Source organism: Herbiconiux sp. UC225_62 (genome assembly GCF_042694625.1).
Lineage (GTDB): Bacteria > Actinomycetota > Actinomycetes > Actinomycetales > Microbacteriaceae > Herbiconiux.
The window spans coordinates 1,150,318-1,163,537 of record NZ_CP170551.1; the positions used below are offsets into that span (position 1 = coordinate 1,150,318).

Consider the following 13,220-nt stretch of genomic DNA (forward strand, 5'->3'; position numbering starts at 1 on the left):
GCGCACACTCGCACACTCGCACACTCGTACCGAGGAGCCCCATGACAGTCGAACTCACCATCGCGGACGGCATCGCCGAGGTCGTCCTGAACGCCCCGGCGAAGCTCAACGCCGTCGACGAGACCGCCCTGGCCGAGCTCGCCGCCGCCTACGCCGAGGCCGAGCGGGCCGGGGTGCGCGTGCTCCTCCTCCGCGGCGAGGGCCGCGCCTTCTCGGCCGGCCGCGACATCTCGCACGTCGACCCGGCGACCGACGACGCCCGCGGCTACCTCGCCGACGTCGTCACCCCCGTCCTGCGCCGGATGGCGGCCTTCCCCGCCCCCACCTTCGCGATGGCCACCGGCGCCTGTCTCGGCGTCGGGCTCGGTCTCCTCATCGCGACCGATGTGGTCTACGTGGCCGACACCGCCGCGATCGGGTCCCCGTTCGCGAATCTCGGCGCGACGCTCGACTCCGGCGGTCACGCGTTGTTCTTCGAGCGACTCGGAGCCCACCGCACGCTCGACGTGATCTACACGGGCGAGCTGATGTCGGGAGCCGAGGCCGTCGCATCCGGTCTGTTCAGTCGCGTTCTGCCCGCCGATGAACTCGACGCCTTCACCCGCGAGCGCGTCGCCCGGGTGGCGCAGGGGCCGACGGGCGCGTTCCTGGCCAGCAAGGAGCTCGTGCGGCGCCTCCGTGACGAGCGGATCGGCCTCTGGGCGTCGATCGACGACGAGAACGAGGCGCAAGGCGCCCTCTGCCGGAGCGAGGACTACCGCGAGGGCTTCGCGGCCTTCCAGGAGAAACGCCGCCCCGTGTTCGGCGCCACCCGCGCCTGACGGCGCCGCCCGGCGTGTCAGAGGTTGCCGAGCAGGAGCAGGGGCTCCTCGACGCAGCGCGCCACGTAGGTCAGGAACCCGGATGCCACGTCGCCGTCGCACACGCGGTGGTCGAACACGAGCGTGAGCTCCACCACCTTGCGCACCACGATCTCGCCGTCGACCACCCAGGGGCGGTCGATCACCCGCCCGACGCCGAGCATCGCGACCTCGGGGTGATTGATGATGGCGGCCGAACCGTCGACACCGAAGCCGCCGTAGTTGTTGAGGGTGAAGGTGCCGCCCGCGAGCGCGCTCGGCGGGAAGTCGCCCTTCTCGGCCCGCGTGACGAGCGCCGCGATCTCGTCGCGCAGAGTGCGCGTCGTGAGGTCGTGTGCCCCGTGCACCACCGGCACCATCAGTCCGCGTGGGGTCTGGGCCGCGAGCCCGAGGTTGATCGAGCCGTGCTGCACGATCTCGTTCGTCTCGTCGTCGACCGAGGAGTTGAGGATCGGGTACTGCTTCAGCCCGGCCACCACGAACCGCGCGATCAGGGCCGTGAGACTGAACCGCTCTCCGGTCGACTTCTGCAGCCGCTCCTTCGCCGCGAACAGCTCGGTGGCGTCGACGTCGAGCCAGATCGTGGCCTCGGGGATGAGCCGGCGCGACTGCGCGAGCCGCGCCGCGACCACCTTGCGGAGCCCGGTGATCGGGATGCGCACGTCCGCCACCCCGATACCCGCCGGACTGTCGGGAGTCGCCCCGGCAGCACCACGCAGGCCGGAGGCGGGCACGACGGATGCCGCCGCCGCGGTGCCGCTGGACAGCGCCTCGATCGCGGCCTCCACGTCGTCGCGCAGCACGAGGGAGCCCGCGCCGCTGCCGAGCAGCTGACTCGCGTCGAAGCCATGGTCGCGGGCACGCTTACGCACGATCGGCGAAACCACGGGAGACCGTCGGGTGGGGTCGAGCAGGGCGCGGCCAGGGTCGCCGACCGCGTCCACCGCCGAGGGCCGCGAGACGACGGGGGAACGGGCGCCCCCGTCGAGCGATGCGTCGCCGACAGCGACCGGCGGCGCGGACCGCGTCCCGGCGCGGCGCCCGAAGCGCCCGCCCTCGGGTCGCCGCAGACGCACGGTCGACTCCTTGGTGCCGTAGCCGACGAGCACGGCACCGGAGCCCGCGGCAGTCACCTCGGCAGCCGTCGCCCGCACAGCGGTTCCTGGCACCACGTCAGCGCCTGCTGCGGCTGCCTGCACCGCGTCGGCACCCGACGGCGCGGCGTCGGCCGACCCCGGCGCAGCCCTGGCCCCCTCGATATCCACCGGCACCACCGTGATGAGGGGTGAGCCCTTGTGCACCACGTCGCCCGGCGCCCCGTGCAACTCGGCGACACGACCGCCGTAGGGCGACGGCAGTTCCACGACCGACTTGGCCGACTCCACCTCCACCACGAGCTGATCGACGGCGATGACGTCGCCCGGCGCCACCAGCCACGAGACGATCTCCGCCTCGGTCAGACCCTCGCCCAGATCGGGAAGCAGGAACTCGCTCGCCAACCGGTCACCACTCCCAGGTGTCGAGAGCGGCCAGCACGCGCTCCGCGGTCGGCAGGTAGTGCTCTTCGTGCTTCGGCGACGGGAACGGAACGTCGAATCCTGCGATGCGGAGAATGGGGGCCTGCAGGTGGAAGAACTGCCGCTCGGTGACCCGCGCGGCCACTTCGGCGCCGTACCCGCCGAACTGCGCGGCCTCGTGGATGACGGCGGCGCGTCCCGTCTTCCGCACCGATTCGCCGACCGTCTCGTCATCGAAGGGCGACAGGCTCCGCAGGTCGACCACCTCGACCGAGAGATCCTCCGCCTCGCCGAGCGTCGCCGCTTCGAGGGCCGTCTTGACCGTCGGACCGTAGGCGAGCAGCGTGACATCCGATCCGGCGCGCACCACGTGCGCTCGCGTCATCGGAGTGGTGCGCACCGGCAGGGTCACCGCGTCCTTGGCCCAGTAGCGGCTCTTCGGCTCGAGGAAGATCACCGGGTCGTCGCTCGCGATCGCCTCGCGGAGCATCGAGTAGGCATCCGCGGGGTTCGACGGGGTCACCACGGTGAGGCCGGGGGTGTGGGTCCAGTACGCCTCCGACGAGTCGGAGTGGTGCTCCACCCCGCCGATGCCGCCGGCGTAGGGGATACGGATGACCACGGGCAGCGAGACCCGGCCCTTGGTGCGGTTGCGCATCTTCGCCAGGTGCGAGGTGATCTGCTCGAACGCCGGATAGCTGAAGGCGTCGAACTGCATCTCGATCACCGGGCGCAGGCCGTACATCGCCATGCCGATCGCGGTGCCCACGATGCCCGATTCGGCCAGCGGGGAATCCCACACGCGCGACTCTCCGAACCTCGCCTGCAGCGCATCCGTCACGCGGAAGACCCCGCCGAGCGGGCCGACGTCCTCGCCGAACACGACCACCGAGGGGTCGTCGACGAGCGCGTCGCGGAGGGCGGCGTTGAGCGCCCCGGCCATGCTGATCGAAGCGGGGGCGGATGACTCGGCGCGGCCCCTCGGCGCGGCCGCCGCGGTGGGGGCAGCGGCGGTCCCGAGCGCTGTGTCGTCGATGATCGTCATGCGAGGCTCCCGGCTTCGGCGGACACGGATTCGGTGGACACGGATTCGGCGGACGCGAGCTCGCGCGCCAGGAACTCCCGCTGCTCGCGCAACGCCGGCCGCTCGGCGGCGTAGACGTGGTCGAAGAGTTCGAGGGGATCGAGCTCGGGATCGGTGTTCATCGCGTCGCGCGTGGCGGCGGCGAGCTCTTCTGCGGCATCCGCGATCTCCCGGCGCAGTTCGTCGGTGAGGACTCCGGATGCGACGAGGTGGGTCTCGAGCCGGGCCACCGGGTCGCGCTGCCGCCACTCGGCCACCTCGTCCTTCGAGCGGTAGCGCGTCGGGTCGTCGGAGTTGGTGTGCGACTCCATGCGATAGGTGAGACCCTCGATGAGCGTCGGGCCTCCGCCCTCGCGCGCATTCTGCACGGCCGCCGAGATCACCGCGTACATCGCGGCCACGTCGTTGCCGTCGACGAAGTAGCCCGGCATGCCGTAGCCGATGGCGCGATCGGCCAGGGTGCGCGCGTGCGACTGCTTCGAGAACGGCACACTGATGGCGTAGCCGTTGTTCTGCACCACGAACACCACGGGCGCCTGCCACACCGAGGCGAAGTTGAAGGCCTCGTGCGCGTCACCCTCGCTGGTGGCTCCGTCGCCGAGCAGGGTGAGCGCCACCACCTCGTCGCCCTTCAGCTTCGCGGCCGTGGCGAGGCCGACCGCGTGCAGGGCCTGAGTGGCGAGCGGAGTGGCCTGCGCCGAGATCCGGTGCTCGTAGGGGTCGAAACCCATGTGCCAGTCGCCGCGGAACGACGAGAGGATCTGCGCCGGCGGCACGCCGCGGGTGAGCAGCGCGACGCTGTCGCGGTAGGTGGGGAAGAGCCAGTCGTCCTCGCTGAGCGCGCTCACCGCACCGATCTCGCAGCCCTCCTGGCCGAGAGCGGACGGGTAGGTGGCGAGCCGCCCCTGCCGGGTGAGCGCCGTGACCTGCCCGTCGAAGCGGCGGGCCAGCACCATGCGGCGGTAGAGGGAGAGCAGGACCTCCGGCGACGGCAGCGTGAAGCCGGCGCACTCCGCGCCCTGCACGGGCACGCCCTTCTCATCGATCAGACGGATCGGCTTCTGGGTGGGACGCACGGGTTCGGCGCGAGCGGCGACGTCGTCGTTCATGGAGTCATCGTGCAGCAGCAGCGCGGGCGATGCGAGAGCCCCGGCGAAGGTGTGTACAGACGGTCGGAACGGCCGGAAATCCGAGCCATTCGTCCTGTCTCAGGGGGTCTGGATGGGCCAAACGTCCATCATCACGCCGGGCGCGGTTCCCGGATGCTCGTCGAGCACGACGTACGACCGCGTCGAGGCGACGCCCGGCATCGCGTGGATCTGGCGCATGATGACCTCGCTCAATCGCTCGTGGTCGGGCGCGCTCACCGTGAGCACGAAGTCGATGTCGCCGCTCACGGCCTGCACGTTCTCCACGTAGGGCAGTTCGGCGAGCGCCTGCGCGAGCTCCGACCACACCACGTCGCCCACCTTCACGATCACGATGGCCGTCACGTGCAGGCCCAGCGCCTTGCGGTCGACGGTGGCGGCGAAGCCCGAGAGCACTCCGTCGGCGATCAGCCGCTGCACCCGGTTGTGCGCCGCCGTGCGCGAGATGTGCACCCGGCCCGCGAGCTCGCGGATCGACAGGCGCGAGTCCTGACTCAGCTCCGAGATGATGGCGCGATCGACGCGGTCGACGTTCATCGCATCAGGCTACCGTCGGCGCATCCGAAAGGCGGCTTGCCGTGCCGGACTACTTACCGTACGTTCAGTCCATGGACACGACGGATGCCCCCAACCCCGCCGCCGAGGCGATGATCGAGAACGACCGCGCCTCCGCCGCCCTGGGGATGACCGTGCTCGAATCCCGGCCGGGTCACGGCGTGGTGAGCATGCGCATCCGGGAGGACATGCTGAACGGGTTCGAGGTGGTGCACGGCGGGATCATCTTCTGCGTGGCCGACACGGCCTTCGCGGTCGCCTGCAACGAGGGGCCGGAGACCACGCTCGCGGCCGGCGCGGAGATCAGCTTCCTGCGGCCGGTGCGGCTGGGGCAGACGCTGACCGCGACCGCCGAGCGGCGCATCCGGAGCGGCCGCACGGGCCTCTACGACGTGCGGGTGACGGATGACGCGGGCGAGGTCGTGGCCGAGTTCCGCGGCCGCAGCCACACCCTGCGCGCCTGATCCGCCGCGCAGGTCAGGCCGGGCACGCACGCACGCACGCGAGGTAGCGCTAAGTGCGACTTGGGGAACCCATAACGCGCACTTAGCGCTACCTCGCGCAGGTCAGGGGCGCGTCGGGGCGACCGCGAGGCGCATCGTGGCGCCGGCGCGAGCCGCGAAGGCCGTGGCGGTGGTGGCGATCGTGTGCTGCATCACTGCGACAGCGCGCGTCGGCGCGACATCCGCAGGGCGGGCCAGACTGATCGTGCGGCTGAGCGTGGGATCGGCGAGGCGCACCGAACGGAGGCCGGGCCGGTCGATGAGCACCATGGCCGGAACGATGGCGACGCCGAGTCCGCGCTCCACGAACCGGAGGACAGCATCCATCTCGGCCCCTTCGAGGATGACCTCGGGCAGGAGCCCCGCCGCGAGGAAGGCTGCGTCAGTGGTGCTACGGAGGTCGTAGGTCGAGCTGAAGACGATCTGGGGCAGGGCCGCGACATCCGCGAGCCCGATCGCGGCGCGAGGGGTGACGGGCGACGCACTCGCCGACGAGATCACCACGAGTTCCTCGACGAGGAGCGGTGTCACGGTGAATCGCTCGGCCGACGAGGAGTCCGACGTGGTGATGAGGGCGAGGTCGAGCTCCCCGGCGGACAGCTCATCGAGCAGGCGTCGCGATCCCTGCTCGGAGAGGTGCAGTTCGATGGCCGGATGGGCGGCGTGGAACGCGTTCAGCACCTCGGCCACGAGGCTGATGCAGAGGGTCGGCGTGGCTCCGAGGCGCACCCGTCCGCGCTGCAGGCCGGCCAGCTCGTTCAACTCGCGCCGCACCGAATCGGCGTCGGCGAGCATCCGACGGGCCAGCGGGAGCAGCGATTCGCCCGCCGTCGTGAGCGTGCTCCCGGCGCGGGCGCGGTGGAAGAGCTCGGCCCCGAGATCCTGCTCGAGCGAGGCGATCTGACGGCTCAGCGAGGGCTGCGCCAGATGCAGCAACTCAGCGGCGTGGGTGAAGTTGCCCACGCGCGCCACCTCCACGAAGCTGCGCAGTTGCTCGAGATTCACATCGATAGCCTACTTGCATCGATTCGAGCAGACATATGCATTGGAGTAATCCGGATGCCCTGCTTAGCGTGGAATCCATGAGCCCTTCAGAACGACAGATCTCCACCACCGTGCTCGTCATCGGCACCGGCGGCTCCGGCCTCCGTGCCTCGATCGAGCTCGCCGAGCAGGGCGTCGACGTGCTCGCCGTCGGCAAGCGGCCGAAGTCGGATGCGCACACCTCGCTCGCCGCGGGCGGCATCAACGCGGCCCTCGGCACCATGGACGTCGAGGACAGCTGGCAGCAGCACGCCGCCGACACCCTCAAGGAGTCCTACCTCCTCGCCAACCCGCACACCGTGCAGATCGTCACCGAGGGCGCGGCGCAGGGCATCGACGACCTCGAGCGCTACGGGATGCCCTTCGCCCGCGAAGAGGACGGCCGCATCTCGCAGCGCTTCTTCGGCGCGCACACCTTCCGCCGCACGGCCTTCGCGGGCGACTACACGGGCCTCGAGATCCAGCGCACGCTGATCAACCGCGCCGCCCAGCTGAACGTGCCGATCCTCGACACGGTCTACATCACCCGTATCCTCGTCAACGACGACGGCGCGGTCTTCGGCGCCTACGGCTTCGACCTCGACGACGGCGCCCGCTACCTGATCCACGCGGATGCCGTCATCCTCGCCGCCGGCGGACACAACCGCATCTGGCGTCGCACCTCGAGCCGCCGCGACGAGAACACCGGCGACTCCTTCCGCCTGGCCGTCGAGGCCGGCGGACGGCTGCGCGACCCCGAGCTGGTGCAATTCCACCCGTCGGGCATCATCGAGCCCGAGAACGCGGCCGGCACCCTCATCTCCGAGGCGGCGCGCGGCGAGGGCGGCATCCTCACCAACGCCCTCGGCGAGCGCTTCATGGCGCGTTACGACCCGGAGCGCATGGAACTCTCCACCCGCGACCGCGTCGCGTTGGCCTGCTACACCGAGATCAAGGAGGGGCGCGGCACCCCGAACGGCGGTGTGTGGCTGGATGTCTCCCACCTGCCCCGCGAGACGATCATGACTCGGCTCCCCCGCGTCTACCAGACCATGCTCGAACTGCAGATGCTCGACATCACCAAGGAGCCGATCGAGATCGCGCCCACCGCGCACTATTCGATGGGTGGCGTGTGGGTGCGGCCGGAGGACCACGGCACCGACGTGCCCGGTCTCTACGCCATCGGCGAGGCCTCGAGTGGCCTGCACGGCGCGAACCGGCTCGGCGGCAACTCGCTGATCGAGTTGCTGGTCTTCGGCCGGATCGTCGGTCAGGCGGCCGCCGCGTACTCGGCCGCGCTGCCGGCGCAGAAGCGCTCCTCCGCCGCGCTGCAGGTGGCCCGCGACGAGATCGCGGCCCTGCTCGCCTCCGACGGCCCGGAGAACGTGCGGGCGCTCCAGCGCGCCATCCGCAACACGATGACCGAGCACGCCGGCGTGGTGCGCGACGAGCAGGGACTCCTCGCGGGCCTCGCCGAGCTCGACGCGATCGAGGCGCGCATCGCCGAGGTGGGCATCCACCCCGACATCGCCGGCTACCAGGACCTCGCGCACGCCTTCGACCTCAAGTCGGCGGCGCTCGCGGCCCGCGCCACACTGCTGGCCGCCCTCGAGCGCCGCGAGACCCGGGGCTGCCACAACCGCAGCGACTACCCGGAGATCGACCCCGAGCTCCAGGTCAACCTGGTCTGGAGCCCCGACTCGGGCGTGGTGCGCGAGGAGATCCCCGCCGTTCCGGAGGAGATCGCCGCCCTCATGCGCGAGGTCTCCACCGCGGGAAAGCTGGTCGAGTAGTCCGAGCCTCAGGCCCGCCCGCGGCGCGGGCGGTTCAGGCCGGGGATGCGATCGGCCAGAGGGTTCAGCGCGAAGGCGAGGAAGGCCCAGGGCCCGAAGAACGGCGCGAGCGCCACCGTGATCACCGAGGAGACCACGGCGACGATCGCGCCGTTCCTGGCCGAGCGGATGCCGGCCTCCGACAACCCCGCGGTCAGGCGGCGCGACGGCCGCGTGGCGTAGCTCCATTCGATGAGGCCCAGCGCGGTCACGAGGAGGAAGTTGATGGGCAACAGGATGCGCCCCGCGAGCAGCTCGGGGTAGTCACTCGACAGGCTCGTGGTGAACGGGATGAGCACGATTCCGAGCAGTCTCAGATTGTTCAGCAGCACGAGCGGGCGGGTCACCCGCACGATGTGCTCGAACTCCCAGACATGGATGCTCCAGAGCAATCCGAGCAGCAGGAAGCTGATCACGAAGCTCACAAAGGAATGCGACTGGTGGAGGAGAGCGGTCCACAGTCCGGCGTCGTCCGTGATGGCCGGTCCGAGGGTGTTCACACTGAGATCGAGCACCAGCAACGTCGCGGCGATCGCGAACACCCCGTCGGTGAACGCTTCGAGGCGCCGGGTGGAAACGTCATCGCGGTCGGTGTCGGCGTCGCTGCTCTCGTCCGGACTCATGACGGAATGGTAGAGCCGATCTCGGCACGTCCGGCTTCCGGCGCACCGGTTCCGGCGACTCGGAGCGAGCCTGAAAGGTCACCGAAAAGGTCACAGAACGGGACCCTGGTCCGTCTTAATGGGTGACACGAAAACGGAGGTCATCATGCGCAGGATCCTCATCGTCGGCGGCGGCTACGCCGGTTTCTACACCGCCTGGCGGCTGGAGAAGACGTTGCGGCGCGGCGAGGCGGAGGTGACGCTGGTCGACCCGCGGTCGTACATGACCTATCAGCCGTTCCTGCCCGAGGTGACGGCGGGCTCGGTCGAGGCGAGGCACGTGGCGGTGTCGCTGCGGCGGCACCTCACGCGCACGACCGTGGTGGCGGGCAGCGTCGTCGAGATCCGGCACGCCGACAAGACGGCGATCATCCGCCCGCTCGAAGGGCCCGACTATTCGTTCGAGTACGACATCGTCGTGGTCACCGCCGGCGCCGTCACCCGCACCTTCCCCATCCCCGGCATCGCCGAGGAGGCGATCGGCATGAAACAGGTCGAGGAGGCGGTCGCCGTGCGCGACCAGCTGCTCACCGCCTTCGAGCGCGCCTCCACCCTCCCGCCCGGGGCGGAGCGCCGACGGCTGCTCACCACCACCGTGGTGGGCGGCGGTTTCACCGGCGTCGAGGTCTTCGGCGAGCTGCTCGCGCTGGCCACAGCGCTGCTGAAGTTCTATCCGCAGCTCGGTTTCGACGAGCTCGACTTCCATCTCGTGGAGGCGATGGGGCGCATCCTGCCCGAGGTCACCGACGAGCCGGGGCGCTGGGTGGTGCGCCACCTCGAGGAGCGCGGCGCCCACGTGCACCTGAACACCCAGCTCACCTCGGCCTCGGGCGGACACATCGTGCTCTCGACCGGTGAGGAGTACGACACCGAGCTGCTGGTGTGGACGGCGGGGAACGCCGCCAATCCGATCGTGGCCAAGCACACCGACCTGCCGGTCGACCAGCGCGGACTGCTGCAGGTGCACGCCGATCTGCGGGTGGGGATCGAGGGGGAGCCGGCGATCGTGGATGCGTGGGGTGCCGGCGACAACGCCTCCGTGCCCGATCTCGCCTCGCCGAAGCCCGGGGCCCGCACGGTGCCGAACGCCCAGCACGCGGTGCGGCAGGGCAAGCGCCTCGCCAAGAACCTCGCGGCCTCCCTGCGGGGCGAGGAGCCGAAGCCGTACATCCACCACTCGCTCGGCGTGGTGGCGACGCTCGGACTCGGGCGCGGCATCTTCCAGTACAAGGGGATCGTCATCACCGGATTCCTCGGCTGGGTGATGCATCGCGGCTACCACGTGCTCGCCGTACCGACCTGGGAGCGCAAGGTGCGGGTGGCCCTGGTGTGGCTGAGCGCGCTGTTCTTCGGGCGCGACATCGTGTCACTCCAGACGACGCAGACCCCGCGGCAGGCGTTCACCTCGGGCGGCGTGCCGCCGGAGGTCGCTCCGCTCGGTCGCCGCTGACGGCCGATTCCCTTCCCGGTCAGTACGCGGGAAGGGAGCGGATGTACGCCGCGACCAGGCGGTCGAAGCTTCGGTCGACGTCGGCCGGCATCCCGAACCCGCCCGCGGCTTCGAGGGCGACGAAGCCGTGCAGCACGGCGCGGAGCCCACGGGTGGCGTCGACCGCGTCGTCGCCCTGCAGGCCGAACCCCGCGAGCACGTCGAAGATCACTCGGACGGCGTCTTCGGCGGCCTGCACCTGCTCGGGTTCGGCACCGGCGCTCACCCGAGGAGCCGTGACCGTGGCGGCGTAACGCCCGGGATGGGCGCGGGCCCAGTCGCGCAGCGCGTGCGCCAGCGCCGCCACGGCGTCGGGGCCCGCTTTGCCGACGGTCGCCCGCACCATCACCTCGGTGAGCTCCCGCGTGGCGCGCTCCCCCACCGTGGCGCGGAGCGCGCCGAGCGAATCGATGTGCTTGTAGAGGCTCGGCAGCTTGATGCCGAGGCGCCCCGCGACCGCCGCGAGGGTCACCGTCTCGAGCCCCACCTCGTCGGCGAGCTGCTCGGCCTCCTCGGCCACACGGTCCTTCGTGACGCCGGCCCTAGGCACGGGCGAACCCGCCGTCGGCGGCGATCGGCAGACCGGAGACGAAGGCGAGGACGGCCGGGGTGACGATCTCCGGACGCTGCGCGTGGGGGTAGTGGCCGGCATCCGGAACCATGACGATCTCGGCGCCTCCGCGACCCGCACCGGAGAACTGCGCCTCGATCCAGTGCGCCTCGCCCGCCGGGTCGCGGAAGTCGGGGTCACGCTCGCCCATCACGACGAGCGCCGGAGCGACCACGGAGCCGACCCGCTGCTCGGCCTCGGCGTGACTCGTGTGCGTGGTGCGCGAGAAGGCGGCGGTGCGACCAGGGCGGCGCATCGCCTCCCGCACGGAGGCGCGGTATTCGGCGAAGTCGGCCGGCTTCTGCCCGGCGTAGAGGCTCGGCAGGTAGGCGTTCCACACCGGAGCGGCCCAGGGTCGGGCCATCATGGCGCGGAACAGGCCCGCCAGCAGCGGATTCATCGGCGGGTTGCGCACGAAGGGCCCGACGAGCACGAGTCCGGCGACGAGTTCCGGACGCCGTGCGGCGACGAGCACGGCGGAGCCCGCACTCATCGAGTTGCCGACGATGACGGCGGGGCCGCCCAGCTCGTCGATCAGGGCGATGAGGTCGTCGGCGGTCTCGGAGTCGCCGTAGGAGGAGAACCCGGCGTCGCTGTCGCCGTGGCCGCGGAGTTCGGCGTCGGCGACGCGGAAGCCGGCTTCCACGAGCTGCGGCGAGAGGGCGCGCCAGGTGGAGCGGAGGTCGCCCATGCCGGGCGAGGTGACGACGAGCGGTCCGGAGCCGGCGAGCCCGTAGGCGAGCCGCCCCTCCCCGCGGTCGAGGTGACGGAGGATGCTGGTGCGATCGGTGGCGTTCATGAAAGCTACTATAGCTAGCTTTAAAGCTATTGGCAATAGCTTTCTCGAATCGACTCCGCGGTGTCGCTCACGCCAGGTTCTGCCGGGGCACCACGACCTTCTTGATGATGAGCAGGATCGAGGCCGTCACCGGTGCGGCGATCAGGGCGCCCAGCAACCCCAGCAGCGTTCCGCCGACCATCGCGCCGATCAGCACGAGCGAGCCCGGGATGCTGATCGCCTTGCCCACGATCCGCGGCGTCAGCACGTAGGCCTCGACCTGCACGTAGACGAGCATGACGATTCCCACGATGAGGGCCGTGCCCGGCGAGGTGAACAACGACACGAAGGTCACCACCACGAGGTTGATCACGCTGCCGACGAGCGGTATGAGCGTGATCGGAAAAGCCAGCGCCGCCAGGATCCCCGCGTACCGCACCCCGCAGATGCTGAGCAGGATGAAGGTGAACGCCGCGTTCATCGCGGCCAGGATGACCATGCCGCCGAGGTAGGAACCGACCGACTTCGTGATCTCCTCGGAGAGATCGATGAAGCCGTCTCGCTTCGACCGCGGCACGAGCGAGTAGACGGCCGCCTTGATGGATTCCAGACCGGCGACGAAGTACAGCGTCAGCACGGCCACGAAGATGACGTTGAAGGTGCCGTTGAGGATGTTGACACCCACCCGCAGCGCTCCGCCGCCGATCGCGAGCCAGGTGTTCGGATCGCTCGCGGTCTGCTGCAGCCACTCCACCGCGGGGGTGAGCGCCCCGCCGAAGGACTCGTTCACCGCGATGAACCAGTCCTGCGTCTCGATCTGGTTGAAGCCCTGTGGAAGGTAGGTGAAGAGCTCGGTGAGCTGCTCGACCACGACCGGGATGATGAGCCACAGCAGCAGCGCCATCAGCAGGACGAACCCCGCCATCACGGTGAGCACCGCCAGCGTCCGCGAGAACTTCCGCGCCTCGAGCCACTGCACCACGGGGTAGAGGCCCAGACACACGAACAGGGCCACGAAGATGAGGGTGAGCGCGGTGGCGAGTGAGGAGATCGCGAGGCCGAGGAGCAGAGCGAGCAGGACGCCGAGCGTGGCGACGAACCCGAATCGGAAAGGGCCACCGGTGAGGAGCTTCGGGATCGCCATTCGCTCAGAATAGGG

Annotated in this window: 13 protein-coding genes; 4 read left to right on the forward strand and 9 right to left on the reverse strand. The window is 70.4% G+C overall.

The annotated features are described in order from the left end of the window. The first annotated feature begins 41 nt into the window (after positions 1-41). Positions 42-821 carry an enoyl-CoA hydratase/isomerase family protein gene (locus ACFJGU_RS05570; RefSeq protein WP_382308386.1) on the forward strand — a complete coding sequence of 260 codons (780 nt, stop codon included), beginning with the start codon at positions 42-44 and terminating at the stop codon, positions 819-821. A gap of 17 nt (positions 822-838) precedes the next feature. On the opposite strand, the gene ACFJGU_RS05575 is transcribed toward ACFJGU_RS05570, so the two are convergent. From ACFJGU_RS05575 to ACFJGU_RS05590, 4 genes are all read right to left on the reverse strand, one after another. Then, a complete protein-coding gene (locus ACFJGU_RS05575; RefSeq protein WP_382308388.1) occupies positions 839-2,359 on the reverse strand; it encodes a dihydrolipoamide acetyltransferase family protein in 1,521 nt (506 codons plus the stop codon). 4 nt (positions 2,360-2,363) lie between these two features. Next, positions 2,364-3,422 (reverse strand): alpha-ketoacid dehydrogenase subunit beta, encoded by a 1,059-nt coding sequence (locus ACFJGU_RS05580; protein ID WP_382308390.1) that lies wholly within the window; start codon positions 3,420-3,422, stop codon positions 2,364-2,366. Further along, a complete protein-coding gene (gene pdhA, locus ACFJGU_RS05585) occupies positions 3,419-4,570 on the reverse strand; it encodes a pyruvate dehydrogenase (acetyl-transferring) E1 component subunit alpha (protein ID WP_382308392.1) in 1,152 nt (383 codons plus the stop codon). The genes ACFJGU_RS05580 and pdhA overlap by 4 nt, the downstream gene beginning before the upstream one ends. 99 nt (positions 4,571-4,669) lie before the next feature. Next, on the reverse strand, positions 4,670-5,146 hold the full coding sequence (locus ACFJGU_RS05590; RefSeq protein ID WP_382308394.1) for an Lrp/AsnC family transcriptional regulator: 477 nt from the start codon (positions 5,144-5,146) through the stop codon (positions 4,670-4,672). A 71-nt stretch (positions 5,147-5,217) separates the two neighbouring features. On the opposite strand from ACFJGU_RS05590, the gene paaI reads away from it, so the two are divergent. Further along, complete coding sequence (paaI, locus tag ACFJGU_RS05595) at positions 5,218-5,628, forward strand: hydroxyphenylacetyl-CoA thioesterase PaaI (RefSeq protein WP_382308396.1); 411 nt, start codon at positions 5,218-5,220, stop codon at positions 5,626-5,628. A gap of 102 nt (positions 5,629-5,730) precedes the next feature. Here paaI and ACFJGU_RS05600 read toward each other — a convergent pair whose 3' ends face one another. Then, positions 5,731-6,678 (reverse strand): LysR family transcriptional regulator, encoded by a 948-nt coding sequence (locus ACFJGU_RS05600; RefSeq protein ID WP_382310287.1) that lies wholly within the window; start codon positions 6,676-6,678, stop codon positions 5,731-5,733. Positions 6,679-6,749: 71 nt separating this feature from the next. Here ACFJGU_RS05600 and ACFJGU_RS05605 point away from each other — a divergent pair, with 71 nt between their 5' ends. Next, complete coding sequence (locus ACFJGU_RS05605; RefSeq protein WP_382308398.1) at positions 6,750-8,483, forward strand: FAD-binding protein; 1,734 nt, start codon at positions 6,750-6,752, stop codon at positions 8,481-8,483. An 8-nt stretch (positions 8,484-8,491) separates the two neighbouring features. On the opposite strand, the gene ACFJGU_RS05610 is transcribed toward ACFJGU_RS05605, so the two are convergent. Next, on the reverse strand, positions 8,492-9,145 hold the full coding sequence (locus ACFJGU_RS05610; protein ID WP_382308400.1) for a TMEM175 family protein: 654 nt from the start codon (positions 9,143-9,145) through the stop codon (positions 8,492-8,494). Positions 9,146-9,290: 145 nt separating this feature from the next. Between ACFJGU_RS05610 and ACFJGU_RS05615 the strand changes: the two genes are divergently transcribed. Continuing rightward, the gene (locus tag ACFJGU_RS05615; RefSeq protein WP_382308402.1) at positions 9,291-10,634 is read left to right on the forward strand and encodes an NAD(P)/FAD-dependent oxidoreductase; all 1,344 of its coding nucleotides are present in this window, start codon (positions 9,291-9,293) and stop codon (positions 10,632-10,634) included. Between the two features lie 19 nt (positions 10,635-10,653). Here ACFJGU_RS05615 and ACFJGU_RS05620 read toward each other — a convergent pair whose 3' ends face one another. From ACFJGU_RS05620 to ACFJGU_RS05630, 3 genes are all read right to left on the reverse strand, one after another. After that, a complete protein-coding gene (locus tag ACFJGU_RS05620) occupies positions 10,654-11,223 on the reverse strand; it encodes a TetR/AcrR family transcriptional regulator (protein ID WP_382308404.1) in 570 nt (189 codons plus the stop codon). Further along, positions 11,216-12,082, reverse strand: a complete 867-nt coding sequence (locus ACFJGU_RS05625) for an alpha/beta fold hydrolase (RefSeq protein WP_382308406.1) — start codon at positions 12,080-12,082, stop codon at positions 11,216-11,218. Before ACFJGU_RS05625 ends, ACFJGU_RS05620 begins: the two co-directional genes overlap by 8 nt. 67 nt (positions 12,083-12,149) lie before the next feature. After that, on the reverse strand, positions 12,150-13,205 hold the full coding sequence (locus ACFJGU_RS05630) for an AI-2E family transporter (RefSeq protein WP_382308408.1): 1,056 nt from the start codon (positions 13,203-13,205) through the stop codon (positions 12,150-12,152). Positions 13,206-13,220: the final 15 nt, after the last annotated feature.

Excerpts from the sequence above, each read along its gene's own strand:
- ACFJGU_RS05570 (WP_382308386.1), top strand. The coding sequence starts at position 42 with ATGACAGTCGAACTCACCATCGCGGACGGCATCGCCGAGGTCGTCCTG.
- ACFJGU_RS05580 (WP_382308390.1), bottom strand. The coding sequence starts at position 3,422 with ATGACGATCATCGACGACACAGCGCTCGGGACCGCCGCTGCCCCCACC.
- pdhA (WP_382308392.1), bottom strand. The coding sequence starts at position 4,570 with ATGAACGACGACGTCGCCGCTCGCGCCGAACCCGTGCGTCCCACCCAG.
- ACFJGU_RS05590 (WP_382308394.1), bottom strand. The coding sequence starts at position 5,146 with ATGAACGTCGACCGCGTCGATCGCGCCATCATCTCGGAGCTGAGTCAG.
- paaI (WP_382308396.1), top strand. The coding sequence starts at position 5,218 with ATGGACACGACGGATGCCCCCAACCCCGCCGCCGAGGCGATGATCGAG.
- ACFJGU_RS05605 (WP_382308398.1), top strand. The coding sequence starts at position 6,750 with ATGAGCCCTTCAGAACGACAGATCTCCACCACCGTGCTCGTCATCGGC.
- ACFJGU_RS05610 (WP_382308400.1), bottom strand. The coding sequence starts at position 9,145 with ATGAGTCCGGACGAGAGCAGCGACGCCGACACCGACCGCGATGACGTT.
- ACFJGU_RS05615 (WP_382308402.1), top strand. The coding sequence starts at position 9,291 with ATGCGCAGGATCCTCATCGTCGGCGGCGGCTACGCCGGTTTCTACACC.
- ACFJGU_RS05625 (WP_382308406.1), bottom strand. The coding sequence starts at position 12,082 with ATGAACGCCACCGATCGCACCAGCATCCTCCGTCACCTCGACCGCGGG.
- ACFJGU_RS05630 (WP_382308408.1), bottom strand. The coding sequence starts at position 13,205 with ATGGCGATCCCGAAGCTCCTCACCGGTGGCCCTTTCCGATTCGGGTTC.